The organism is Streptomyces sp. ISL-100 (assembly GCF_018614615.1).
Taxonomy (GTDB): domain Bacteria; phylum Actinomycetota; class Actinomycetes; order Streptomycetales; family Streptomycetaceae; genus Streptomyces.
Genome location: NZ_JAGGOK010000055.1, coordinates 1 through 22064, shown reverse-complemented (window position 1 = coordinate 22064; position 22064 = coordinate 1). Strand labels below are relative to the sequence as shown.

The window sequence follows — 22064 nt, the reverse complement described above, 5'->3', positions numbered from 1 at the left end:
CCTCAGGCGACCTGCGACCTGCGACCTGCGACCTGCGACCTCAGCGGCGGAACAGCTCGCAGACGAAGTCCTCCTGGACCTTCCGCAGCTTTGCCAGGAGCTCAGGCGTTTCCCGCTGGCTCAACTGGGTGTTGACGGAGACCGCCACGGAGCGTTTGCCGTCGGGCGTGGCGGCGACGAACTGGGTGTAGCCCGGGATGGTGCCCCGTGTGGCCGTAAGACCGATCGCATACGCCCCGGCCGCGACCAGGGCGGCGGTCGACCGCAGTCGGGGACGGAGGGGTCTACCGCGGTGGTTGGGTGCTGCACACATGCCGGCCGGCGTACCTCCTGGAAGTCCGTCGCTCCCGGCGCATGCCGGGTCGCTCACGGCACAGCATCGGGCGGCCTGCGCAGCAGCGCGCCGCCTGGTAGGCCATCTGGCCCGGACCTCTTCATCAGCCCCGGGTTCACCGACCGCCGTTCACCGCTCGCAGTTCACCGCTCGCCGTTCACCGAACGCCCCCTTCTGTGACTGGCAACCGCCGCACTGTGGGCGTAGCGTCGTGATCCAGAGCCACCGGAAGGAGGCCGCCGATGTTCCGCAGTGTCCTCGGCTGGGTCCTGGCTCTCGTGGGAGCGACGGCCGCCGTTCTGAGCCCCTTCCGTGCCTGGTACGACGGCCGTCTCGGGCGCGAGTACCGCATCGGTGATCTGTTCAGCGGCATTACGGAGAGCAAGGCCGGGCTCGTGGGATCGATCCTGCTGCCGTTCGCCTTCGCCGCCCTGGTGGCCCTGGTCGGGCTACTGCTGAGGTCCCGGCTGACGGTCGCCCTCGCCGGGGTCGTCGTGCTCGGGTTCACAGTCTTCTGGATGGTCCGTGTGGGCCAGGCGCAGGGAAGCCTCGCGGTGAACAACGACGGCACCGGCCTGAACGTCGGCGTCGCCTACGCACTCACGGGCGGCGCACTCCTCCTGCTGGCCGCCGCCGCGATGCTCGGGCGCGGGCAGCGGCGCAGGCATCGCGTGGACGGCAACAAACACCGGCGGCGCGAGCCCGTACCGCGGGAGGAGCATGAGCCCGTACCGGAGGAGGAAGAGCCCTTCCCCAGGTATCCGCCGCCGCGCGGCGGCGGATACGGCCGGGACGGCCGGGACGACCGGCCGGGCCCATCGCCGTACCACCCCTGACCGACGGGCCGGGTGACGGGCCGGGTGACGGGCCGGGTGACGGGCCCAGGCCCTACGACCGGCCCGTCGCCGTGCCCTTCACCGCGTCCAGGGCGTACACACACCGGTCCTTGCTGCACGCGTACACCACACCACCCTGGGCCACCGGCGACCCGGTGATCTCGCCGCCCGTCGCGAGCTTCCAGCGCAGTTGCCCGCCGCTCGCGTCCAGCGTGTACAGGCAGTGGTCGGCCGAGCCGAAGTGCACACGGCCGTCGGAGACGACCGGCGCGCCGACCACCTCGCCGCCCGCCGCGAAGCGCCACTTCGGCGTGCCGGTCACCGCGTCCAGCGTGTAGAGCGCGCTGCCGCTGCCCACGTGGATGTTGCCCGCCGCGACGAGCACCGGCTCGATGGACTGACGGGACTCGGTGGCGATGCGCCAGCGGTCCTTGCCGGTGGAGGCGTCCAGGGCGTACACCGTGCCGAGGTAGTCGGCGAGGTAGATGCCACCGCCCGTGACGGCCGGACCCGGCGCGAAGGCGGGCGGGCTCAGGAAGACGGCGGGGGCCTCGAAGTGCCACCGCACATGGCCGCCGGCCGCGTCGATGGCGAGGACGCGGGTCCCGGCGGCGACGTACACGTAGCCGTCCGGCGCCGACGTCAGCCGCAGCGGGACTCCCCCGCAGGACGCCGCGTCGCCGATCGGGTACGACCAGCGCTCCATGCCGGTACGGGCGTCCAGGGCACGCAGCCGCGCGTCCTTCCACACGTACACCGTGTCGTCGTGTACGGCGGGACCGGCCTCCGGGGTCTCGAAGTCGCTCTGCGCGCCGGTGAGTTCCCACAGCTTCTGGCCGTTGGAAGCCTCCCAGGCCTGGATGCCGCCGCCCCGCGTGCCGGTCACGACCGTGCCGCGGTGCGCCTTGAGCGAGTACACCCACGCATCGGTCTGGAGCCGCCAGCGCTCCTGGCCGTCGGCCGCGTCGAGGGCGTACAGCGTGGGGCCGTCGGAGGCGTGGATACGCCCGCCCGCGACCGCCATCGCCCAGGCGACGTCACGCGTCTTGAACTGTCGCCGGCCGCTGGCCACGTCGAGGGCGTGCACCTCGAAGGAGGTGACGTATACGAGGTCGCCCGCTACCGCCGGTGTGCCCCACACGTCGTTGGACATGCGGAACCGCCACGGCCGCCATCCCCCGGACGGCCCCGCGCCGTCCGCCGACTGTGCGGGCGGCGGAATGGCCGGGGGCGGCGGGGCGGTGGAAGGCGGCGGTACGACGCCGGCGTGGGCGTCCGCACCGTTCGGGGAGGCGCTCACCCCGGCCGGGGGCCGGATCCAACCCGTGGCCTGCTCGCCGTGCGCGTGAACGGCGGCGGTGCGGCCGTCGACGACGCGCGGGCCTGGGCCGATCGGCACCTTCGCACCGGGCAGGCGTACGGCGGCATGCTGCGGAGCGTGGGCGGCATGGTCACCGGCTTGTCCGGCGTGGGCGCCCTGAGCGCCTTGCGCCGCATGGCCGGCGTGCGCGCCCTGAGGCGCGCGCCCATCCGTGTACGCCGAAGCCGGAGCCGGCCCCGCAGCGGAAGCCGGAACCGACGCCGATGCCGATGCCGATGCCGCAGCCTGCGACCGTGACGCCACCGGGGCGAACGGCGGCGGGCCCGGCGGCCTCGGCGGCGTGGAGTGCGCCCGGGCCGGCGGCGTACTCGGCGTGGACGGCAGAGCGGGACGCCCGCCCCGCCGCTGCTCGATCATCGCGGTGGCCCGCGCGGGCAGCCAGGCCGACGCCGTACCGCTGTCGTCCTCGCCGGAGTCGAAGAGGTGCGGCGAGAGCTGCGCCTGGAGATCGGCCGGGCTGGGTCGCCGTACCGCCTCCATCTGCATGCAGGACTCGATCAGCGGACGCAGCTCGTCGGGCAGACCCTCTACGTCGGGGCCCTCGCGCAGCAGCATGAAGACGGTCTCGACCGGGTTCGCGCCGTGGAAGGGCGCATGCCCGGTCGCCGCGAAGACCAGCGTCGAACCGAGCGAGAAGATGTCGCTCGCGCCCGTCACGCTGCGCGAGTCGCGCGCCTGCTCGGGCGACATGTAGGCGGGCGTACCGACGGCGACGTTGGTCATGGTCAGCCGAGTGTTGGAGACGCCGGACGCGATACCGAAGTCGATGACGCGCGGTCCGTCCTCCACCACCAGGACGTTCGACGGCTTGAGGTCGCGGTGGACCAGGCCCGCCCCGTGGATGGACTGGAGCGCCTCGGCGATACCCGCCGCCAGCCAGCGCACCGCCTGGGCCGGCATGGGCCCGCATTCATTCACTATTTCTTCGAGGGAGGGCGCGGGTACGTACGCCGTAGCCAGCCACGGCACCGCCGCCCGCGGGTCGGCGTCCACGACGGCGGCCGTGTAGAAGCCGCTGACGGCCCGCGCCGCCTCCACCTCGCGCGTGAAGCGGACGCGGAACAGCTGGTCCTCGGCGAGCTCGGTCCTTACCGTCTTGATCGCCACGCGCCGGCCGGACGCCGACCGCGCGAGATAGACCAGCCCCATGCCACCGGCCCCGAGCCGGGCCAGTACCTCGAACGGGCCGATCCGCCGCGGGTCATGCTGCGTCAGCTGCTCCATAACTTGCCTGCCACCTCCCCGTACGAGGCCGTGAACACAGCCCCGTGAAGCGTCTCACCACTGGGCACCACCCAGCGGTGCGCACCCTGATTCTTCCTGTCGGAGGCGGTGGTGGCGAACCCGGGGGCGGACCGGGGTGTCTCACCCGGATTCGGACAGGTCACGCAGGCGTGAAATGTGAGGAATGAGCTGCTACGTGCCGGTTTCTCGAGGCCGGTCGGGCTCGGGGCGCTCGGCAACCTCGCCGCTTTCGGCCACTTCGGCCGAGTCGGCCGAGTCGGCGGACTGCGCCGGTTCAGCAGACTCTGCCGGTTCAGCCGGTTCAGCTGCCGCAGAGGTCTCAGCCGTCTTAGCCGTCTCAGCCGCCTCCCCCGCCTCGGCGGTCGCAGCACGGCCGGCCGCCTCCGCCGCCTCGGCAGTCTCCGCCGTCTCGACGGTCTCCACCTTCTCGGCTGTCTCAACCTTCTCCACCGTCTCGGCAGCCTCACCCGTCTTAGCAGCCTCACCCGTCTCGGCAGACTCCGGCAATTCAGCCAGCACGGCAAAGGTGGCGCCCTGATCGTCGGTGAGCACCGCGATCCGGCCGTAGGGCGTATCGAAGGGCTGCGCCTGGACCCGGCCGCCGAGGTCGACGGTCTTCGACACGGCCCCGTCGCAGTCATCGACCACGAAATAGACCAAGAAGTGGTCGGGCATCTCGACCGGGAAGGCGTCCCCCATGACGCTGCGGCCGCCGATCGCGGCATCGGGGCCGGGCTCGGCGCCCGCCGGGGACCACATTCTGAAGTCCTGGCCCGGTTCGTCGAGATCGAGGTCGAAACCCTGGAAGCCGAAGACCGTCTCGTAAAACGGGTCGGTCCGGTCCTTGTCGCGCGCGTAGACCTCGGTCCAGCAGAAAGAGCCGGGCTGGTCCCGCTTCTCGAAACCGGCATGGCTGCCCGCCTGCCAGAGCCCGAAGACCGCGCCGCCGGGGTCGGCGGCCACAGCCATCGTGCCGAGCGGGGGCACGGGCAGCGGGTCCGTCACCATCTGGCCGCCCGCGTCCCTGATCTTGCGGGCGAGCGCCGCGGCGTCGTCGGTGGCGAAGTAGACGCCCCAGGCGGTAGGCATGCGGCCGTCGAGCTTGGGCGCGAGGGCGGCGACCTTCTTGGCGTCACTGAGGGCGTTGACGAAGGTGACCTGTCCGGCCCGCCCCGACCATCGCGTTCTGGCCCGCTCGTCGATGCCGGGGTCCTCAAAAGTCCAGCCGAACAGCCCACCGTAAAAACGCTTGCCCGCTTCGACGTCAGCCAGCGTCACATCCACCCAGCACGGCATGCCTTCCGCATATACGGCCATGAGCCCGGCTCCTTCCGTCGCGCAGGGCAGGGGCGAGCTGTGGCGCCCGTCACATTCAAGCTAACGGGCCACCGCGCTCCACGCAGCGGAGAAGAATTCGAACAGTTGGCTCATTACGGGGCATCACGCCATGGTGGAACCGGGTTGTCCACCAAAGTTGTCCACAGGCTGTTGATAAGACTATTCGGGTACGAGGCGGTCAGCGGGGCGGTGGCGCACAGGAGCGGGCCGGGGCCGCTGGCTGGTTCCCCATTTGCAGTCGGCCGAATCGCGCTCCGATCACCCCTCGGTAAGCTGACGGCATGACAGGACAAGTACGCACGGTCGACGGCCGCGTGGCCGGACGACGCGGTCAGGCGACGCGGCAGAAGCTGCTCGACTGCCTCAGCGAGATGCTCAGCTCCTCGCCCTACCGCGACGTCAAAGTCATCGATGTGGCCCGGAAGGCGGGGACTTCACCCGCGACGTTCTACCAGTACTTCCCTGACGTGGAGGGCGCCGTCCTCGAAATCGCGGAAGAAATGGCAAAGGAGGGCGCCGGGTTGACCGAACTCGTCTCCGGCCGCTCCTGGGTCGGCAAGGCCGGCTGGGCCACCTCCGAAGCGCTTGTCGAGGGCTTCCTCGACTTCTGGCGCAAAAACGACGCCATCCTCCGGGTGGTCGACCTGGGCGCGGCGGAGGGCGACAAGCGGTTCTACAAGATCCGCATGAAGATCCTGAACTCCGTGACCAACTCCCTTACGGACACGGTGAAAGAGCTCCAGGCCAAGGGCAAGGTCGACAAGGACATCAGCCCCGCCGCGATGGCCGGCTCGCTCGTCGCGATGCTGGCCGCGGTGGCCTCGCACCAGAAGGGCTTCCAGACCTGGGGCGTGAAGCAGACCGAACTGCGCCCCAACCTGGCACTGTTGGTGCACTTGGGCATCACCGGCAAGAAGCCGACGAAGTAGGCCACCGGACTTCCCGGAGCCCGACCGAGCTCTCGCACCCGACCCCAGTCACCCAGTCCCCAGTCCCAGCCCACAGTCCTGTCTACGCAGCGGCGGCCCCATACCGGTCCGCCGCTGCGGCATTTCTCAGCGGCTTCGCCGCTCCTCCAGCCGGAAGAGCCGGATCTCCCGCTCCACTCTCGCCTGGTACGTCGCGTACGGCGTCCAGAACTTCAGCACCGCCTGCCACGCCTCCTCCCGCTCGGCACCCTCCAGCCGCCGCGCCCTGACCTCGATGTCCTTGCCCCGCCAGCTGATACTGGCGTCCGGGTGCTTCATGAGGTTGGCCGTCCAGGCCGGATGCCCCGGCCGGCCGAAGTTGCTCCCGATCAGAATCCACCTGCCGCCGTCCTCCGGCATGCACGCCAGCGGCGTGGTGCGCGGCAGGCCGCTCCTGGCGCCCTTCACCGTGAGGATCACGCCCGGCAGCATCTGGGCGCTCAGCATCACCTTGCCGCGGGTCAGGCGGTGGACGGCGCGGTCCATGGCGGGGATGAAGTGCGGGGCGATCCGGGCGAAGGCGCGGGTCGAGGACACCTTCTGCATGAGCCGTACTCCGGGCGGCGGCATCAGCCCGTCACCCCGTGCGTCGCCACTCCCACCGCGTCACCCACCGCTGCGCCCTCCGCGTGTCCCTCCGTACCGAAGAGCCCCGCGACCTGCGCCGCGCGGTCGCGGAGGCGGTGGACGGGGCCGAACAGCAGCTCGTCCGACGCCGCCCGCTTGAAGTACAGGTGCGCGTCGTGCTCCCACGTGAATCCGATCCCGCCGTGCAACTGGACGGCCTCCCCCGCGGTCGTACGCAGCGCCTCGGCGGCGTGCGCGAGCGCGAGGCCCCCGGCAGCCGGGTCCCAGGCCGCGTAGTACGCCGCCGAGCGTGCGGCCTGGACCTGTACGTACAGGTCCGCCAGCCGGTGCTTGACCGCCTGGAAGGAGCCGATCGCGCGCCCGAACTGCTCGCGCGTCTTGACGTAATCGACGGTTCGCTCAAGCGCGTACGAGGCTGCCCCGACCGCCTCGGCGGCGAGCATGACGGCGGCGGTACGCCCGGCTTCCGCCAGCGCGGCGGGCACATCGGCGGCGTCGTCAGCCCCCAGCAACTCACCTTCCACGTCGCGCAATTGGATACGCGCCTGGGACCGGGTCTCGTCCAGGGCGGTCTGCCGTACCCGGACCAGCCCCGGGGCGTCGGCCCGTACGAGAAACAGCAAGGTGCGGCTGCGGGCGAAGCCGCCTGTGTGCGCGGCGACGAGCAGCAGGCCGGCGCTGTGCCCGTCGAGCACCTGCTCGGCTTCCCCGTACAGCGTCCAGATTCCGTCTCGCTCATCCGCAGCCGTACGCCGGGCCTGTACGCCGCCGGACCGGCCACCGCCCGCCCACTCGCCGCCGGCGTTGTCGCCGGTGAGGGCGAGCGCGGCGGAGAGGCCGCCGCCGGGGACGGCGAGGGTGGCAGTCAGCATGCCGTCGGCGACGGGCGGGAGCAGGGCGGCGCGCTGGGCGTCCGTACCGAGCGCGGCGATCAGCGGTGCGGCGAGCACGGCGGTGGCGAGCAGCGGGGACGGCAACAGGACCCGGCCCGTTTCCTCGCAGGCGAGGGCGAGTTCGACGGTCCCGCAGCCGACTCCGCCGTAGGCGGCGGGGAGGGCGAGTCCGGGCAGCCCGATCTGTTCGGCGAGCTGCCGCCAGAGGTCGGGGTCGTACCCGGCGGTGGTCCGCACGGCCGCCTTCACCTCATCGGGACCACATCGCTTGGCCAGCAGTTCCCGCAGCGTGCGGCGGATCTCGTCCTGCTCCACGGTGAAGGCGGCGTCCATGGAACTCCCTCCCTGTCCGTCTGACGGGCCGTCATGTTAGGGGCGGGTGAGTGAGATGCACAGGGGTGCGGGGGTGCGAGGGTGCGGGCGGTGGTTTTACCCCGGAGCCCTTCGGGCGTGTCCCCAAACGCCAGACGGGCTGGATTTGCGCGCCCAGCGGCCCCCTCCAGCCCCTCCAACCCCTCCGGCCTTGAGGAGCGGGGTCTGGGGCGGAGCCCCCACGCGGCGGAGCTGCAAGGTGTCACAGCGGGAAGGGGCGGGTCGGGGAAAGCCCCGCCAGCGGCCACCCAGCCCCCGGCCCCGGCCCCAACTCCACCAAGCCCAGCCGCACACACCGACATCTGATGTACCGTCAGTTTTATGCTGCCAACCCACCCCACCCGCAAGGTAGCCATCGTCGGCACAGCCCTCTCCGACTGCGGACGCGTCGACGACGCCACCCCGTACGCCCTGCACGCGCAGGCCGCCCGCCGCGCCCTCGCCGACTCCGGCCTCGACCGGTCCGTCATCGACGGCTTCGCGTCCGCCGGCCTCGGCACGCTCGCCCCGATCGAGGTCGCCGAGTACCTCGGCCTACGCCCCACCTGGGTCGACTCGACGACAGTCGGCGGCTCCACCTGGGAAGTCATGGCAGCGCACGCCGCCGACGCGATCGCCGCCGGCCACGCCAACGCCGTACTCCTGGTGTACGGCTCGACCGCCCGCGCCGACATCAAGGCACGGCGCCGTACCTCAAACCTCTCGTTCGGTGCCCGCGGGCCCCTCCAGTTCGAAGTCCCGTACGGGCACACGCTCGTCGCCAAGTACGCGATGGCCGCACGCCGCCACATGCACGAATACGGCACGACCCTGGAGCAGCTCGCCGAGGTCGCCGTCCAGGCGCGGGCGAACGCGGCGACGAACCCTGACGCGATGTTCCGCGACCCGATAACGACCGACGACATACTCTCCGGCCCGCTGATCGCCGACCCCTTCACCAAGCTGCACTGCTGCATCCGCAGCGACGGCGGCTGCGCGGTGTTGCTGGTGGCAGAGGACTACGTACCGGATGCGGCAAAGGCTCCGGTGTGGGTGCTGGGCGCCGGGACCGCCGTGTCGCACACCACCATGTCCGAGTGGGACGACTTCACGGTCTCCCCGGCGGCGGCCTCCGGACGCCTGGCCTTCGAGCGGGCGGGGGTGCGCCCGTCGGACATCGACCTCGCCGAGATCTACGACGCCTTCACCTACATGACGCTGGTGACCCTGGAGGACCTCGGGTTCTGCGGGAAGGGGGAGGGCGGGGCGTTCGTCGAGAAAGGCCGGCTGCTCCGCGACGGCGCGCTCCCGGTGAACACCGACGGCGGCGGCCTGTCCGCCTGCCACCCCGGCATGCGGGGCCTGTTCTTGCTGGTGGAAGCGGTACGGCAGCTGCGCGGCGAGGCGGGCGAGGGCCAGGTCCGCAGAGCGGACGGCGGGCTGCCGGAGCTCGCGGTGGCGTCGGGGACTGGCGGCTGGTTCTGCTCGTCGGGGACGGTGGTGCTGGGGCGCTAGCCGTTGCCTGCATGGCCGGCCCATCTCTGACCTGTCACTGGTCTTCCACTCGGTTCGCCCGGCCCTTCGTCCGCTCACCGGCGGTCGGTGGTGTGCAATGAGGCCATGAGCGATGCACAGAACGCCTTCCGGGACCTGCTCCACGCCCAACGCGTGTGGGACATCGACCTCCCCGCCTTCGACCCGGCAACCGCGCCCCGCACCCCCGTGAGCCTCTTCCACGCCTGGTTCGCCGAGGCGGTCGCCGCCGGGCAGCCCGAGCCGCACACGATGAGCCTTGCGACCGTGGACGAGGACGGCCTGCCCGACGTACGGACGCTGATGCTCCACGACGCGGACGGGCACGGCTGGCATTTCGCCACGCACGCCACCAGCGCGAAGGGCCGCCACCTCGCCGCCCGCCCGCACGCGGCACTCGGCTTCTACTGGCCCGCTCAGGGCCGGCAGGTACGGATACGGGGCCGCGTCACCGCCGCCACCCCCGCGGAGAGCCAGGCCGATCTGCATGCGCGCTCGACCGGCGCCCTGGCTTCGGCCCTTGTGGGACGCCAGAGCGAGGTCCTCGACTCGTACGAGGAACTGGTGAGGGCATCGGAGGCCGCCTGGGAGCGGGCGGTAGCCGAACCGGACGCGGAGAGTCGAAGCTGGACGCGGTACGTGGTCGAGCCCCGGCAGGTGGAGTTCTTCCAGGGCGACGCCAGGCGACGGCATGTGCGCCTGCGATACCAGCGGGAGGCCGGCGGCGCGTGGGAGCGGGAGCTGCTCTGGCCGTGACGAGCGCGAACCTTATTCGATTTCAACCAGAAAGGGGCACCATGGGAGAGGCATAGACATGTAGCCCCAGGGACTCGGGACTGGAGGCGCCGATGGCCCGCACCCGCACCCGTTACGCCCCCGACCGTGGTCTCACCTCCCGCATGGTGACCACCATGTTCCTGATCGGTCTGCTGTACGTCGTGCTGGTCGGCGTACTCCTCGCGGCCCTGCGCGGCGCCTGGCCGATCATCCTGGTCATCACGGGCGGCGTCTTCATCGCCCAGTTCTGGTTCAGCGACCGCATCGCCGCCTACGGCATGGGCGCCCGCGAGGTCACCCCCGAGGAAGCACCCGAGCTGCACGGCACCGTCGACCGGATCTGCGCCCTGGCGGACATGCCGAAACCCCGGGTCGCCATCGCGCAGAGCGACGTACCGAACGCCTTCGCCACCGGCCGCAGCGAGCGCACCGCCCTCGTCTGCGCCACCACCGGCCTCCTGCGCAGGCTGGAGCCCGAGGAACTGGAAGGCGTCCTCGCCCACGAGATGTCGCACGTCGCCCACCGCGACGTGGCCATCATGACGATCGCCTCGTTCCTGGGCGTACTGGCCCGGCCTCGTCACCCGCGTCGCCCTGTGGGGCGGCTTCGCCCGCAACAACCGCAGCAACGACCCGGCCGGCATCATCATCATGCTGATCCCACTGATCAGCGCCGTCGTGTACGCGGTGAGCTTCCTCCTCACCCGGCTGCTCTCCCGCTACCGCGAACTGTCCGCAGACCGCACCGCCGCACTCCTCACCGGCCGCCCGTCGTCCCTCGCCTCGGCCCTGACCAAGGTGAGCGGGCAGATGGCCCGCATCCCGACCCAGGACCTGCGGAAGGCGGAGCCGTACAACGCCTTCTACTTCGTGCCCGCCTTCGCCGCGACGGAGAGCCTGGCCCGGCTCCTCTCCTCCCACCCGACCCTCGAACAACGCCTGGACCAGCTGGGCCGCATCGCGGCCGACCTGTCACGCCCCTGAAAGCCAGCCAAGGAGTTCCTGTGGGTCTGCTCGACACCATCCTCGGCCGCAGCAAACCGGTCCGCCCCGACCTCGACCAGCTTTTCGCCGTCCCGTCCGCCGCCCTCACCCTCCAGGCGGGCGCGGGCTTCACACCGACGGGGCTCGGCTCGGTGTGCTTCGCGGGCGTGGAGGGCGGTACGTTCGCCCGCCTCCAGCAGGACGTACGGGAACTCCTCGACGCGGACACGGATGGGGATGCGGGCGGGGGCGGGACCCCGGTGGAGTTCAGCAGGGACGCGTACGGCTACACCTGGCTGCTGGCCCGCCATTCGGCCGACGACCCGGCCGCCGCCCTGGTCGACCTGGTCAACGACCTGACGCGGTCAACACCCTGCTCCAGGACGCCGGCTTCGGCCCGCACCTGCTGTGCTCATTGATCGGCTTCCGGGACGGGGAGGGCCGTTCACTGGCCCTGGTCTATCTCTACAAGCGCGGCACGTTCTACCCGTTCGCCCCGCTGCCAGGCGGCGAGGAGAAACGCGACAGCCAGGTGGAGTTGCAGGTCAACGCGCTGCTCGGGGACGACCTGCGGGTGGAGAAGGACTTGGCCCGGTGGTTCCCGGTGTGGGGCGCGCCGGGCTTGTAGGAGCGGGCGGTCAGTCAGTCACGGCGGAAGTTACGAACGCTGCCCAGGCGGCGGGGGTGACGGCGAACGTGGGCCCGTCGGTGACCTTGGAGTCACGGACGTGGACGGCGTGGGGGCAGGCGGCGACCTCTACGCAGGCGCCGCCCTCGTTGCTGCTGTAGCTGGACTTGTGCCAGTCGTAGGCGACTTCTACGCAGGCGCCGCCCTCGTTGTCGCTGTAACTCGACTTGAACCAGGCCAGCTCGGGTCGCGTGTTCACAGTTGCCCCGCCTTCTTCTCGATGAGCTCCGCAGACTCCCAAGGAGTAAGCGCCTGAGCCCGCAGGATGCCGAAGAGGTCCATCAGCTCGTTGACACGCTCGGGCTTGGAGATCAACGTACCTCCGGCGTACCCCTCCGTGTACACCAGATTGCGCCCCTCCGCCGTGCCCATCAACTGCATTGCGCCGTGCAGCCCCGCGTGCGTGTGGCGACGCGTTGGCATCACCTGCAACGTCAAGTGGCTCATCGTCCGCATGCAGTCCAGCAGATGCCAAAGCTGCTCCTTCAGAACCTCCGCGCCACCGATCGGCCGCTCCAGTGCCGACTCCTCCACAACGAACCCGATGCGCGGCGGCGGGTTTCGCGTCAGCACGGCCTGACGTTCCAGCCTGGCCTGGACGTGCTGCTCAATCTCCTGCTCTGTGTACGCCGGTACGCGGACCCCGTACAGCGCCCGCGCGTACGCCTCCGTCTGCAACAACCCGGGGATGAGCAACGCCTCGTACGCGCTGATAACCCGAGCCAGTCGCTCCAGCCGCACCCAGTCCAGGAACTTCGGCGGGTACTTCTCCTCCTCCATCAGCGCAATGCACGCTGTCAACGCTCCACCAGCATCAAAGACCTGATCCGCATCCCGCAGGAAGTCCAGCGCCGGGATGCGCTCCGCCCGCTCGTACGCCCCCATCAGCGACTCCGAGACCAGCAGCTTCTCCGCCGCGTCCTTCTGCGTGAGCCCGGCCCGCGTCCGATGGATGCGAATCAGGCCGCCCACCAGCCTCCGCACATGCGACGGCTCGACACTCGTCCCCACAGCCACCACCCCACTCACCACATTCGTCCGATGTGGACCGCGTCCTCCTGGTCACGCTACGCAACCGCCAGGATGCTCGTAGGCATGACGAGCAAGAAACTCCCCGATTGGGTACCTTCCGCGGGGCATCAACTCCACCTCACCGGCATCCACTTCGACGCCATCCGCCTGCGCGGCGTACGAGGCGAGGCCGTGCTGCACCACCTCGCGACGCTCACCGACGGTGAACCCGGGCCGGTCGTGCGGGAGATCGCGGGCGGGCGGTGGACGTACTTCCTGGTGCCGGCCGGATCGAGCAAGGAGTACGACTGGCCACCGGGGGCCAAGTGCTTCGGGCCGGCCGCCAGGGACCAGTACGTGGGAATCCCGGGGGCAACCGGCAACACGTATCCGCTGACATGGCGGTGCGGGGCTCCGGAAGAGGGGGAGTTCGTCGATGTGGAGCTGCTGTACGGGCTGGTGATGGCGCAGCTGGTCACGGACGACGAGTGGTGACCGGAAGACGGCGGGCGGGTGAGCGGCGCGGGCGGACGACCGGGACCGCCTCCTCGACCTCGTCCAGCCGGAACGTGAAAGTGGAACTCAACGGTCCGTGGCTCCTGGGTGTCCGGTGCCGGCGTACGTGATCCAGCACGTGTCACGGACGGTGTCCACGAGGTACCAGATGCGACCGCTGCCGGTTACCTCGATCTGCCATTGCTCGCAGGTCTGTCCGCGGTGGGTTCCGTGTGCCAGGTTGCCCTTGAGCGAGTGGTGACGGGGCGTCTGTACAGGCGGCTTCGGATCCGTGCGGATGGCGATCCAGGCACGGTAGGTATTCTCACGCGCCTGCTGGGCAAGGGATTCCCAGCCTTTGGCCGAGGCCGCGTCGGCGAATCGGACCTCCCACTGGCCTTCCGGTGCCGGAGGGGCAACGCGGCCTCCGCGGCCGACCGTCACGCGCTGGCCCTGGGGTCGGGCGCAGGGCCGTAGTCCGCGTCGTGATCGGTGGTCAGCGCGGTCAGCAGCTCCGGATCGGAATAGACCTCAGCGGTGTGCTGCCACGCGATGAGCATCTGGGCGACGGACGCGCTGTTGACGATGGAGTCGGCGGCGCGCATCGTGTCGACCAGTTCGACGGCGAACGCGTGGACATCCGGCTCCGGCAGGTACCGGATCCACGGGAAGGCGTCCGGCAGTATGTCCAGGAGCAGCTCCGTGGCGCCGGGGTCGCGCCGCGCCATTGCCGCGAGCATGCGGGTGGCCGCGGACACCACGGTCTGGTCCTGCTCGGCCCGCGCGGCGGTGGTCAGGACGAGGTCCTCCCCGTCTCTTCGATGCAGCAGCAGACGTGGCGACTCTTTCAGTCGGGAAAGCGTCTGCTTGTTCTTGTTCACCAGCTCGGAGAAGTTCACAGCCGCGTTCTCAGCACTCATGACTTTGAAATTACTTTGAAAGTGATGGGGGCGCCATCCCCCGAACGAGTGGCGCCCAAGACTGATACGGGTCAGCGCCGAGGCCCGAAGACCGGGACCGCCCTCTCGCCCGCCTCCCGCCGGAAGACGACCTGGAGCTCCATGCCGATCCGCAGATCCGCCTCTGCGCAGTCGACGACCTCCGTCATCATGCGCGGCCCCTCCGCGAGGTCGACGACCGCCGCGACGTACGGGACGCGGTCACCGAAGGGCGGCAGGTCGTTGCGGTGGACGACCGACCAGGTGTAGAGCGTGGCCCGGCCGCTCGCCCGCTCCCATTCGACGTCCTCGCTCCAGCAGTACGGGCAGAACTCCCGCGGGTAGTGATGCGGCCGGGCACAGGCGCGGCAGCGGCGCAGCAGCAGGCGCCCCTCGGCGGCGGCGTTCCAGTAGGGGCGCGTGAACGCGTCGATGTCGGGGACCGCCGCGTTGGCGGCGCTCATCAGAAGAGTCCGATCGCGTGGTCGAGGGACCAGGTCTGCCAGGACATGGCGAAGAGCGCGACGAGCGCGATCAGCGCCATCATGGCGTTCTGGCCCTGCTCGGCCCAGTCGTGGATCATCAGAACGAGGTACAGCAAGTTCAGCAGCAGGCCTGCGGCCAGCGCGATCGGTGTCAGGAACCCGACGACCAACCCCAGCCCGAAAGCGAGTTCGGCGTACACGACGATGTACGCCATCACCTTCGGGCGCGGCGCGACAACCACATCGAAGCCGCGCTTCACCGTCGGCCACTTGTGCTTACCCGCGACGTCCGCCGCCCAGGCGATGCCCGTACCGCGCTCGAACCAGCCCTTCTTGTCCTTGTGGCGCCAGCTTTCCAGCCACCACAGTCCGAGGCCGATGCGCAGCACGGCCAGCCACTCCGCGCCGCCGAGCCAGATGGTCTGCATTCCGTTCCTCCCGACTTCCTGACGGTACGTCAGTTCAACGGATGAGACGGACCGCGCGCAAGAGGCACGAGCCGACAACTGTCCGTGACCGATTCGCAACCGATTTCGGTCTTGACCGAGACCCATCAACAACTTTCGTCATTACGCTGCCGAATCATGGCCAATACCACTACCGACCGGCACCACCCCGTCTACGTCATAGGTGGCGGTCCGGGCGGACTCGCCGCCGCGGCGGCCTTGCGCGAGCAGGGCGTACGCGCTGTCGTACTGGAGAAGTCCGACGCCGTCGGGGCGTCCTGGCGCGGCCACTACGACCGGCTGCACCTGCACACCACGCGGCGCCTGTCGGGCCTGCCGGGGCTGGCGATGCCGCGCGCGTTCGGGCGGTGGGTGTCGCGGGACAACGTGGTCCGGTACCTGGAGAAGTACGCCGAGTTCCACGAGCTGGAGATCGTCACGGGGGTCGAGGTCTCGCGTATCGAACCCGGACCCCGCGAGAGCGGCGGCAGCTGGCTGCTGCACGCCACCGGCGGCCGTCAGCTCACCGGCTCGGCGGTCGTGGTCGCCACCGGCTACAACCACACGCCGTACGTCCCCGAGTGGCCGGGCCGCGACTCGTACACCGGCGACCTGACGCACGCCCGGCACTACCGCAACCCGCGCCCGTACGAGGGCAAGGACGTCCTGGTCGTCGGCACCGGCAATACGGGTGCGGAGATCGCGGTGGACCTGGTGGAGGGCGGTGCGTCGCGCGTCCGCCTGGCCGTGCGCACCGTCCCGCACATCGTGCGCCGCTCGACGGCGGGCTGGCCCGCGCAGCGCACCGGCATTCTCGTACGCCGCCTGCCGGTCCGGCTGGTGGACCGCGTGGGACGCCTCGTGAGCCGGATCTCCGTACCCGACCTCACGCAACACGGCCTGCCCCGCCCGGACACGGGCCTGTACTCGCGCGTGAAGGATGGCGCGATCCCCGTCCAGGACGTGGGCCTCCTGGACGCCGTACGGGCCGGGAAGGTGGAACCGGTCGCAGCACTCGACTCCTTCGAGGGCGGCAAGGCGGTCCTGGCGGACGGCACCGTGATCTCCCCGGACGCGGTGATCTCGGCGACGGGCTACCGGCGGGCGCTGGAAGGCCTGGTGGGCCATCTCGGCGTACTGGACGAGCGCGGAACGCCAGTGCCCCACGGCGGCCGTGCCTCCGCGCAGGCTCCGGGGCTCTACTTCGTCGGCTTCACCAACCCCATCAGTGGGATGCTCCGCGAAATGGCGATCGACGCCCGCAAAATCGCCAGGTCGCTGTCCAGAGGCTGACTGCGCCGCCCGCCCCGTATCAGTGGCACCCGCCTGCCTACCAACCAGCGCCCGCCACTTGCTTCGTGGTGGCGTTCAGGCGGTTGAAGAAGTTGGTTATGCCGATGTACAGCACGAGGCCCGCGAGCTGCTTCTCGTCGTAGTGCCTCGCGGCCTCGTCCCAGATGTCGTCCGGCACCGGCTCTGCCCGGTCGCTCAGCCGGGTCGCGGCCTCCGACAGGGCCAGCGCCGCGCGCTCGGCGTCGGTGAAGTAGGGCGTCTCCCGCCAGGCCGCCACCGCGAACAGGCGCTCGTCGCTCTCGCCCGCCTTCTTGGCGCTGCGCGCGCCGCCGTCGACGCACACACCGCAGCCGTTGATCTGGCTCGCGCGCAGGTGCACCAGCTCCAGCGTCTTCTCAGGTACGCCGCCCTTCTTCGCGGCCTTGAGCACGCTGAGGATGGCGGGCATGGCCTCGGGGATAACCACTGCGGGGTTCTGCATCCGTACCTGCATGATTGTTCTCCTTCAAGTCTGTTCGTTTTTTCGTTCGTTACCGCACTGACGGAACTCGCCCGAGGAATGTGACCGATGGACGACCACGAATTTCTTGCGGAGCGCTTCGAGGCCCACCGCGGGCACCTGCGCGCCGTCGCCTACCGGATGCTCGGCTCGCTGAGCGAGGCCGAGGACGCCGTCCAGGAGACCTGGCTGAAGCTCAGCCGCTCCGACACCACCGAGGTCGCGAATCTGGGCGGCTGGCTGACGACCGTCGTCGGGCGGGTGTGCCTGGACATGCTGCGCTCGCGCGCCTCACGGCGTGAGGACCCCATCGACCTGTACGAGTACGAGCATGTGCCGGATCCTGTGGTCAGCCGGGCCGACAAGGCCGACCCCGAGCAGCAGGCCCTGCTGACGGACTCGGTGGGCCTCGCACTCCTCGTCGTACTCGAAACACTGCCGCCCGCCGAGCGGCTCGCGTTCGTTCTGCACGACATGTTCGCCGTGCCCTTCGAGGACATCGCGCCCATCGTCGAACGCACCCCCGCCGCGACCCGGCAGCTGGCGAGCCGTGCCCGCCGCCGGGTTCAGGGCTCTCCGCAGCCGGAAGCCGACCTCGGCCGCCAGCGGCAGGTCGTCGACGCCTTCCTCGCCGCGTCGCGCGGCGGTGACTTCGAGGCGCTGCTCGCGCTCCTGGACCCGGACGTCGTCCTGCGGGCGGACGCCGGCGCCGAGGCCACGGGGGCCACGTTCGCGTCCAGGCTTGTTCGCGGTGCGCGGGCCGTGGTCGAGCAGGCGCTCATGTTCTCCCGCTTCTCCATGTACTCGCGCCCGGCGCTCGTCAACGGGGCGTTCGGGCTCGTCACGGGGCTGGACGGTCAGACGTTCTCGGTCATGGACTTCACCATCAGGGACGGGAAGATCGTCGAAATCAACATTCTCGCCGACCGCGACCGCCTGAGCCGGATCGAGCTGCCCGCCCTGGACGACTGACGGGAGGGAGCTGGGGTAGGGGGCCTGGGTGCTGATCACGGGCCGGCGCGACACATCCGGCCCCAGGCTTTGCTCACCAGACTGTTCCTGACGAGCCGTCAGTTCAGTAATCTGACAATGCGTCAGTTACGTTGGCCGACGAGCAGGAGCGGGCTGAGACATGCTTGGATCTACCCACGGCACCCTGACCACCGATCTCCGCGCCCGCGTTGTGGCCTGCGGGGAGGTTCCGCACGCCGCCGTCCACGACACGGCGACCCCCACCGCCACCGCGGCCGGCGACCTCGATGTCAGCGGCCGGCCGCTGTACACGTCGGTCCCCGACCTCGACCGGTTCTTCCGGCCCGAGTCGGTGGCCGTCGTCGGCGCGTCCGACGCCGAAGGCAGGCCGAACACCGGGATCACCCGGCAGCTGATCGCCTGGGCCGAGCGGGTCGGCGCCCGGCTGCACCCCGTCCATCCCACGCGCGAGTCCGTCTTCGGACTGCCCTGCGTGCCCTCCGTCCGTGACCTGCCCGAGCAGGTCGATCTGGCGGTGCTGCTGGTCGCCGACCCCGTCCCGGTGGTCGGGGAACTGGGCGAGGCGAAGGTGAAGTTCGCCGTCGCCTTCGCCTCCGGCTTCGCCGAGACGGGCGAGGCCGGCGCGGCCGCGCAGACGCGGCTGGCCGCCGCGGTGGAGCGGTCCGGCGTACGGCTGCTCGGCCCGAACACCAACCTCAACGCCTTCGAAACCTTCCGCGACGACCTGGACGGGCCCGCCATCGCCCTGATCACCCAGTCCGGCCACCAGGGCCGCCCCCTCCACGCCCTCCAGGAGCTCGGCATCCGCCTCTCCCACTGGGCGCCCACCGGCAACGAGGCCGACCTGGAGACGGCCGACTTCATCTCGTACTTCGCCCAGCAGCCGGAGGTCGGCGCCATCGCCTGCTACGTCGAAGGCCTCAAGGACGGCCGCTCCTTCCTCCTCGCCGCCGACCGGGCTGCGCAGGCGGGAGTGCCGGTCGTCGCGGTCAAGGTAGGACGTACGGAGAGGGGCGCCCGTACGGCAGCTTCACACACCGGCAAACTGACCGGCGCGGACGAGGTGGTGGACGCGGCGATGCGGCAGTTCGGCGTGATCCGGGTGGACGGACTCGACGAACTCCAGGACACGGCCGCGCTGTTGGCGCGGGCGCGCAAGCCTGTGGCCGACGGGGTCGTCGTCTATTCGATCTCGGGCGGTACGGGCGCGCACTTCGCGGACCTGGCGACAGCGGCGGGGCTCCGGCTGCCGGAGCTCTCGGCGGCCAGGCAGGCCGAGCTGCACGAGTGGATACCCGACTACCTGAGCGTGGCGAATCCCGTCGACAACGGCGGCCACCCGGTCGGTGACTGGCGCGGGCGCAAGATCATCGACGCGATACTGGCGGACCCGGGGGTCGGGGTCCTGATTTGCCCGATCACGGGCCCCTTCCCCCCAATGAGCGACAAACTGGCCGAAGACCTGGCGGCGGCGGCCGAGGCGACGGACAAGCTGGTGTGCGTGGTGTGGGGCTCGCCGGTCGGTACGGAGGCGGCGTACCGCGAGACGCTGCTCGGGTCGTCGCGCGTGGCGACCTTCCGTACCTTCGGCAACTGCATCTCGGCCGTACGCGCCTACCTGGCCCACCACCGCTTCACCGCCTCCTACCGCTCCCCCTTCGACGACGCTCCGCGCACCCCGTCCCCCTCCTTCCGCAAGGCACAGGCGCTGATGCGCCCCGGCGAGCAGCTGAGCGAGCACGCGGCGAAGCAGCTGCTGCGGGCGTACGGCATCCGCGTACCGCGCGAGCAGCTGGTGACAAGTGCGGCGGCGGCCGTACGGGCGGCGGGGCTCGTCGGCTACCCGGTGGTGATGAAGGCGTCCGGCCCACGGCTCGCGCACAAGAGCGAGCTGGGCCTGGTGAAGGTCGGCCTGACGTCCGCCAGCCAGATCCGCGACGCGTACCGCGAGCTGACGGACATCGCGCGGTACGAGGGGATCGAGCTGGACGGCGTCCTGGTGTGCCAGATGGTGGAGCGGGGCGTCGAGATGATGGTCGGCGTCACGCAGGACGCGCTGTTCGGGCCGACGGTGACGGTGGGGCTGGGCGGTGTACTGGTGGAGGTCCTGCGGGACGCGTCGGTACGCGTACCCCCCTTCGGCGAGGACCAGGCGCGAGCCATGCTCGGCGAACTTCGCGGGCACGCGCTGCTGGAGGGCGTACGGGGGGCGCCGCCGGCCGATGTGGACGCGCTGGTGGAGGTGGTGCTGCGGGTCCAGCGGATGGCCCTGGAACTGGGCGACGACCTGTCGGAGCTGGACATCAACCCCCTGATGATCCTCCCGCGGGGACAGGGTGCGGTGGCACTGGACGCGCTGGCGGTTTGTCGGTGAGGGGTGAGTGGGTGGGGGTGGGTGAGTGGGTGGGTGGGCGGTGGTTGCGGCGCGGGTTGCGGGCCGCTGCGCGGGGCTTTCCCCGACCCGCCCCTTCCCGAACCGGGGGCAAGCCCCCAGCCCCCCGGACGCCCTTCGGGCGTGTCCTCAAGCGCCGGACGGGCTGGATTTTGCCGGCCTGGAGTCCCAGAGGGCGGCCCTTTCGCAGAGCGCGGCAGCCTCCACTGGGGCGGAGCCCCTGGCTCAGGTGAGCCGACCCCGGCCCGCTCCAGCCTCCGGCGTTTGAGGAGCGAGGTCTGGCGCGGAGCCCCAGCAAGCACCCCCCGCCCACTCCAGCCCGTCCGGCGCTTGAGGACCGAGGCCTGGGGCGGAGCCACAGTTTCGGGAAGGCGCGGGTAGGGGACGGCGCCGCAGGCAACCCGCAGCCCAACACACCACCAGGAGCGAGCACATGACGACCGACCCGCCCGTCGACACACTCGTACTGCACGCCACCGACAACGGCGTCTCATGGATCACCCTCAACCGCCCCACCGCCATGAACGCCATCACCCGCGACCAGCGCGAACGCATAATCGCCCTCCTCACCGCCGCCTCCGCCGACCCCGCCGTCCGCGCCGTAGTCATCACCGCCACCGGCAAAGGCTTCTGCGCCGGCGCGGATCTGCGCGGGGCCCCTTCGAGCGGCGGCGAACGCGTGGCCGGCGACGTCTCCCGTACGATCCGACTCGGCGCCCAGCGGCTCATCAGCGCAGTCCTGGACTGCGAGAAGCCAGTGATCGCCGCCGTGAACGGCACCGCCGCCGGCATCGGAGCCCACCTCGCCTTCGCCTGCGACCTCGTACTCGCCGCCGAATCCGCCAAGTTCATCGAAGTCTTCGTACGACGCGGCCTGGTCCCGGACGGCGGCGGCGCGTACCTCCTGCCCCGGCTCATCGGCCCGCAGCGCACGAAGGAGCTGATGTTCTTCGGCGACACGGTCCCGGCTGCCGAAGCCGAGCGGCTGGGACTGGTCAACCGAGTCGTCCCGGACGCCGACCTGACCGAGACCGCCCGCACCTGGGCCGAGCGGCTGGCGAGTGGCCCGACCCGTTCGATCACCCTCGCCAAGCAACTGGTCAACGCATCCCTGGACGTCGACCGGGCCACCGCCTTCGCCGCCGAGGCGACCGCCCAGGAGATCAACATGACGACAGCGGACGCCAACGAGGGCGTATCGAGCTTCGTGGAGCGGCGTACCCCCAAGTACCGGGGCCTGTAGGTCAGTCCCGGTACACCACCAGCTCCGCCCGGCTGCCCTTCGCCCCGTCGCCCGGCGTGAAGTGCACAGTGGGCGAGCTGTAATGGCCCCCGGTCCGCAGCACCGACCCCGCCCCCGGCACGCACCCCGCGGCCCCCGCCCCGCCGCCCCGCCGCATGCGCAGCGTCAGCCGCTCGTCCGGACCGTCGGCGGTGCGCCACGTGCCGCGCTCGCGGCAGTCGCCGCGGCGTACCGTGTACGTCCCGTCCGGGCGTACGAGGAGAAACGCTCCGTCACCCACGCTCGGCTCGATCCAGCTCCCGGTGAAGTCCCGGGCAGCGAAGTACGGCGGCACTTGAAGTGCTCTCCCGGCT

20 protein-coding genes and 3 pseudogenes are annotated in these 22064 nt (G+C 70.7%); 11 read left to right on the top strand and 12 right to left on the bottom strand.

Annotated features, from left to right (window positions below; translation table 11 throughout):
* Positions 1 to 40: 40 nt before the first annotated feature.
* Positions 41 to 313: a hypothetical protein gene (locus J7E89_RS24045; RefSeq protein ID WP_214976466.1), complete on the bottom strand. Its 273-nt coding sequence runs from the start codon at positions 311 to 313 to the stop codon at positions 41 to 43.
* Positions 314 to 576: 263 nt separating this feature from the next.
* On the opposite strand from J7E89_RS24045, the gene J7E89_RS24040 reads away from it, so the two are divergent.
* Positions 577 to 1170, top strand: a complete 594-nt coding sequence (locus J7E89_RS24040) for a hypothetical protein (protein WP_214976465.1) — start codon at positions 577 to 579, stop codon at positions 1168 to 1170.
* Between the two features lie 52 nt (positions 1171 to 1222).
* On the opposite strand, the gene J7E89_RS24035 is transcribed toward J7E89_RS24040, so the two are convergent.
* Positions 1223 to 3775, bottom strand: a complete 2553-nt coding sequence (locus J7E89_RS24035; protein ID WP_214976464.1) for a PQQ-binding-like beta-propeller repeat protein — start codon at positions 3773 to 3775, stop codon at positions 1223 to 1225.
* A gap of 534 nt (positions 3776 to 4309) precedes the next feature.
* Positions 4310 to 5113: pseudogene (locus J7E89_RS24030) on the bottom strand (VOC family protein); the annotation flags it as partial.
* Between the two features lie 302 nt (positions 5114 to 5415).
* On the opposite strand from J7E89_RS24030, the gene J7E89_RS24025 reads away from it, so the two are divergent.
* Positions 5416 to 6063: a TetR family transcriptional regulator gene (locus J7E89_RS24025; RefSeq protein WP_214976462.1), complete on the top strand. Its 648-nt coding sequence runs from the start codon at positions 5416 to 5418 to the stop codon at positions 6061 to 6063.
* Positions 6064 to 6189: 126 nt separating this feature from the next.
* On the opposite strand, the gene J7E89_RS24020 is transcribed toward J7E89_RS24025, so the two are convergent.
* Together J7E89_RS24020 and J7E89_RS24015 are read right to left on the bottom strand one after the other, a co-directional pair.
* A complete protein-coding gene (locus J7E89_RS24020) occupies positions 6190 to 6648 on the bottom strand; it encodes a nitroreductase family deazaflavin-dependent oxidoreductase (protein WP_374196870.1) in 459 nt (152 codons plus the stop codon).
* 23 nt (positions 6649 to 6671) lie between these two features.
* The gene (locus tag J7E89_RS24015; RefSeq protein WP_214976460.1) at positions 6672 to 7916 is read right to left on the bottom strand and encodes an acyl-CoA dehydrogenase family protein; all 1245 of its coding nucleotides are present in this window, start codon (positions 7914 to 7916) and stop codon (positions 6672 to 6674) included.
* Between the two features lie 360 nt (positions 7917 to 8276).
* On the opposite strand from J7E89_RS24015, the gene J7E89_RS24010 reads away from it, so the two are divergent.
* From J7E89_RS24010 to J7E89_RS23995, 4 genes and pseudogenes are all read left to right on the top strand, one after another.
* Complete coding sequence (locus J7E89_RS24010) at positions 8277 to 9449, top strand: acetyl-CoA acetyltransferase (protein WP_214976459.1); 1173 nt, start codon at positions 8277 to 8279, stop codon at positions 9447 to 9449.
* A 105-nt stretch (positions 9450 to 9554) separates the two neighbouring features.
* Positions 9555 to 10223, top strand: a complete 669-nt coding sequence (locus J7E89_RS24005) for a pyridoxal 5'-phosphate synthase (protein WP_214976458.1) — start codon at positions 9555 to 9557, stop codon at positions 10221 to 10223.
* Positions 10224 to 10315: 92 nt separating this feature from the next.
* Positions 10316 to 11228 (top strand): annotated as a pseudogene (gene htpX / locus J7E89_RS24000) (zinc metalloprotease HtpX).
* A gap of 20 nt (positions 11229 to 11248) precedes the next feature.
* Positions 11249 to 11856: pseudogene (locus J7E89_RS23995) on the top strand (hypothetical protein).
* A 10-nt stretch (positions 11857 to 11866) separates the two neighbouring features.
* Here J7E89_RS23995 and J7E89_RS23990 read toward each other — a convergent pair.
* Positions 11867 to 12115, bottom strand: a complete 249-nt coding sequence (locus J7E89_RS23990; RefSeq protein WP_214976457.1) for a DUF397 domain-containing protein — start codon at positions 12113 to 12115, stop codon at positions 11867 to 11869.
* Positions 12112 to 12927, bottom strand: a complete 816-nt coding sequence (locus J7E89_RS23985) for a helix-turn-helix transcriptional regulator (RefSeq protein ID WP_308315584.1) — start codon at positions 12925 to 12927, stop codon at positions 12112 to 12114. The genes J7E89_RS23990 and J7E89_RS23985 overlap by 4 nt, the downstream gene beginning before the upstream one ends.
* An 84-nt stretch (positions 12928 to 13011) precedes the next feature.
* Between J7E89_RS23985 and J7E89_RS23980 the strand changes: the two genes are divergently transcribed.
* Complete coding sequence (locus J7E89_RS23980; protein WP_214976456.1) at positions 13012 to 13422, top strand: hypothetical protein; 411 nt, start codon at positions 13012 to 13014, stop codon at positions 13420 to 13422.
* 440 nt (positions 13423 to 13862) lie between these two features.
* Here the strand turns inward: J7E89_RS23980 and J7E89_RS23975 are convergent, their stop codons facing one another.
* The 3 genes from J7E89_RS23975 to J7E89_RS23965 form a co-directional block, all read right to left on the bottom strand.
* On the bottom strand, positions 13863 to 14342 hold the full coding sequence (locus J7E89_RS23975) for a hypothetical protein (protein WP_214976455.1): 480 nt from the start codon (positions 14340 to 14342) through the stop codon (positions 13863 to 13865).
* A 71-nt stretch (positions 14343 to 14413) separates the two neighbouring features.
* The gene (locus tag J7E89_RS23970) at positions 14414 to 14824 is read right to left on the bottom strand and encodes a Zn-ribbon domain-containing OB-fold protein (RefSeq protein ID WP_214976454.1); all 411 of its coding nucleotides are present in this window, start codon (positions 14822 to 14824) and stop codon (positions 14414 to 14416) included.
* On the bottom strand, positions 14824 to 15273 hold the full coding sequence (locus tag J7E89_RS23965) for a DoxX family membrane protein (protein ID WP_214976453.1): 450 nt from the start codon (positions 15271 to 15273) through the stop codon (positions 14824 to 14826). Before J7E89_RS23965 ends, J7E89_RS23970 begins: the two co-directional genes overlap by 1 nt.
* Before the next feature lie 156 nt (positions 15274 to 15429).
* Here J7E89_RS23965 and J7E89_RS23960 point away from each other — a divergent pair, with 156 nt between their 5' ends.
* Entirely contained in the window at positions 15430 to 16584 is a 1155-nt protein-coding gene (locus tag J7E89_RS23960; RefSeq protein ID WP_214976452.1) for an NAD(P)/FAD-dependent oxidoreductase, read from the top strand.
* A 37-nt stretch (positions 16585 to 16621) separates the two neighbouring features.
* On the opposite strand, the gene J7E89_RS23955 is transcribed toward J7E89_RS23960, so the two are convergent.
* Complete coding sequence (locus J7E89_RS23955; RefSeq protein WP_214976451.1) at positions 16622 to 17077, bottom strand: carboxymuconolactone decarboxylase family protein; 456 nt, start codon at positions 17075 to 17077, stop codon at positions 16622 to 16624.
* 75 nt (positions 17078 to 17152) lie between these two features.
* On the opposite strand from J7E89_RS23955, the gene J7E89_RS23950 reads away from it, so the two are divergent.
* The 3 genes from J7E89_RS23950 (at position 17153) to J7E89_RS23940 (ending at position 21711) form a co-directional block, all read left to right on the top strand.
* Positions 17153 to 18055 carry a sigma-70 family RNA polymerase sigma factor gene (locus J7E89_RS23950; protein WP_214976450.1) on the top strand — a complete coding sequence of 301 codons (903 nt, stop codon included), beginning with the start codon at positions 17153 to 17155 and terminating at the stop codon, positions 18053 to 18055.
* Between the two features lie 160 nt (positions 18056 to 18215).
* On the top strand, positions 18216 to 20450 hold the full coding sequence (locus J7E89_RS23945) for an acetate--CoA ligase family protein (RefSeq protein ID WP_214976449.1): 2235 nt from the start codon (positions 18216 to 18218) through the stop codon (positions 20448 to 20450).
* Positions 20451 to 20901: 451 nt separating this feature from the next.
* Positions 20902 to 21711 carry an enoyl-CoA hydratase/isomerase family protein gene (locus J7E89_RS23940; protein WP_214976448.1) on the top strand — a complete coding sequence of 270 codons (810 nt, stop codon included), beginning with the start codon at positions 20902 to 20904 and terminating at the stop codon, positions 21709 to 21711.
* Between the two features lies 1 nt (position 21712).
* Here the strand turns inward: J7E89_RS23940 and J7E89_RS23935 are convergent.
* On the bottom strand, positions 21713 to 22064 hold a 352-nt coding region (locus J7E89_RS23935), incomplete at its 5' end, for a hypothetical protein (protein WP_214976447.1).

Coding starts and splice junctions, on each gene's coding strand:
- J7E89_RS24045 (WP_214976466.1), bottom strand. CDS start 313: ATGTGTGCAGCACCCAACCACCGCGGTAGACCCCTCCGTCCCCGACTG.
- J7E89_RS24040 (WP_214976465.1), top strand. CDS start 577: ATGTTCCGCAGTGTCCTCGGCTGGGTCCTGGCTCTCGTGGGAGCGACG.
- J7E89_RS24035 (WP_214976464.1), bottom strand. CDS start 3,775: ATGGAGCAGCTGACGCAGCATGACCCGCGGCGGATCGGCCCGTTCGAG.
- J7E89_RS24025 (WP_214976462.1), top strand. CDS start 5,416: ATGACAGGACAAGTACGCACGGTCGACGGCCGCGTGGCCGGACGACGC.
- J7E89_RS24020 (WP_374196870.1), bottom strand. CDS start 6,648: ATGCAGAAGGTGTCCTCGACCCGCGCCTTCGCCCGGATCGCCCCGCAC.
- J7E89_RS24015 (WP_214976460.1), bottom strand. CDS start 7,916: ATGGACGCCGCCTTCACCGTGGAGCAGGACGAGATCCGCCGCACGCTG.
- J7E89_RS24010 (WP_214976459.1), top strand. CDS start 8,277: ATGCTGCCAACCCACCCCACCCGCAAGGTAGCCATCGTCGGCACAGCC.
- J7E89_RS24005 (WP_214976458.1), top strand. CDS start 9,555: ATGAGCGATGCACAGAACGCCTTCCGGGACCTGCTCCACGCCCAACGC.
- J7E89_RS23980 (WP_214976456.1), top strand. CDS start 13,012: ATGACGAGCAAGAAACTCCCCGATTGGGTACCTTCCGCGGGGCATCAA.
- J7E89_RS23975 (WP_214976455.1), bottom strand. CDS start 14,342: ATGAGTGCTGAGAACGCGGCTGTGAACTTCTCCGAGCTGGTGAACAAG.
- J7E89_RS23970 (WP_214976454.1), bottom strand. CDS start 14,824: ATGAGCGCCGCCAACGCGGCGGTCCCCGACATCGACGCGTTCACGCGC.
- J7E89_RS23965 (WP_214976453.1), bottom strand. CDS start 15,273: ATGCAGACCATCTGGCTCGGCGGCGCGGAGTGGCTGGCCGTGCTGCGC.
- J7E89_RS23960 (WP_214976452.1), top strand. CDS start 15,430: ATGGCCAATACCACTACCGACCGGCACCACCCCGTCTACGTCATAGGT.
- J7E89_RS23955 (WP_214976451.1), bottom strand. CDS start 17,077: ATGCAGGTACGGATGCAGAACCCCGCAGTGGTTATCCCCGAGGCCATG.
- J7E89_RS23950 (WP_214976450.1), top strand. CDS start 17,153: ATGGACGACCACGAATTTCTTGCGGAGCGCTTCGAGGCCCACCGCGGG.
- J7E89_RS23945 (WP_214976449.1), top strand. CDS start 18,216: ATGCTTGGATCTACCCACGGCACCCTGACCACCGATCTCCGCGCCCGC.
- J7E89_RS23940 (WP_214976448.1), top strand. CDS start 20,902: ATGACGACCGACCCGCCCGTCGACACACTCGTACTGCACGCCACCGAC.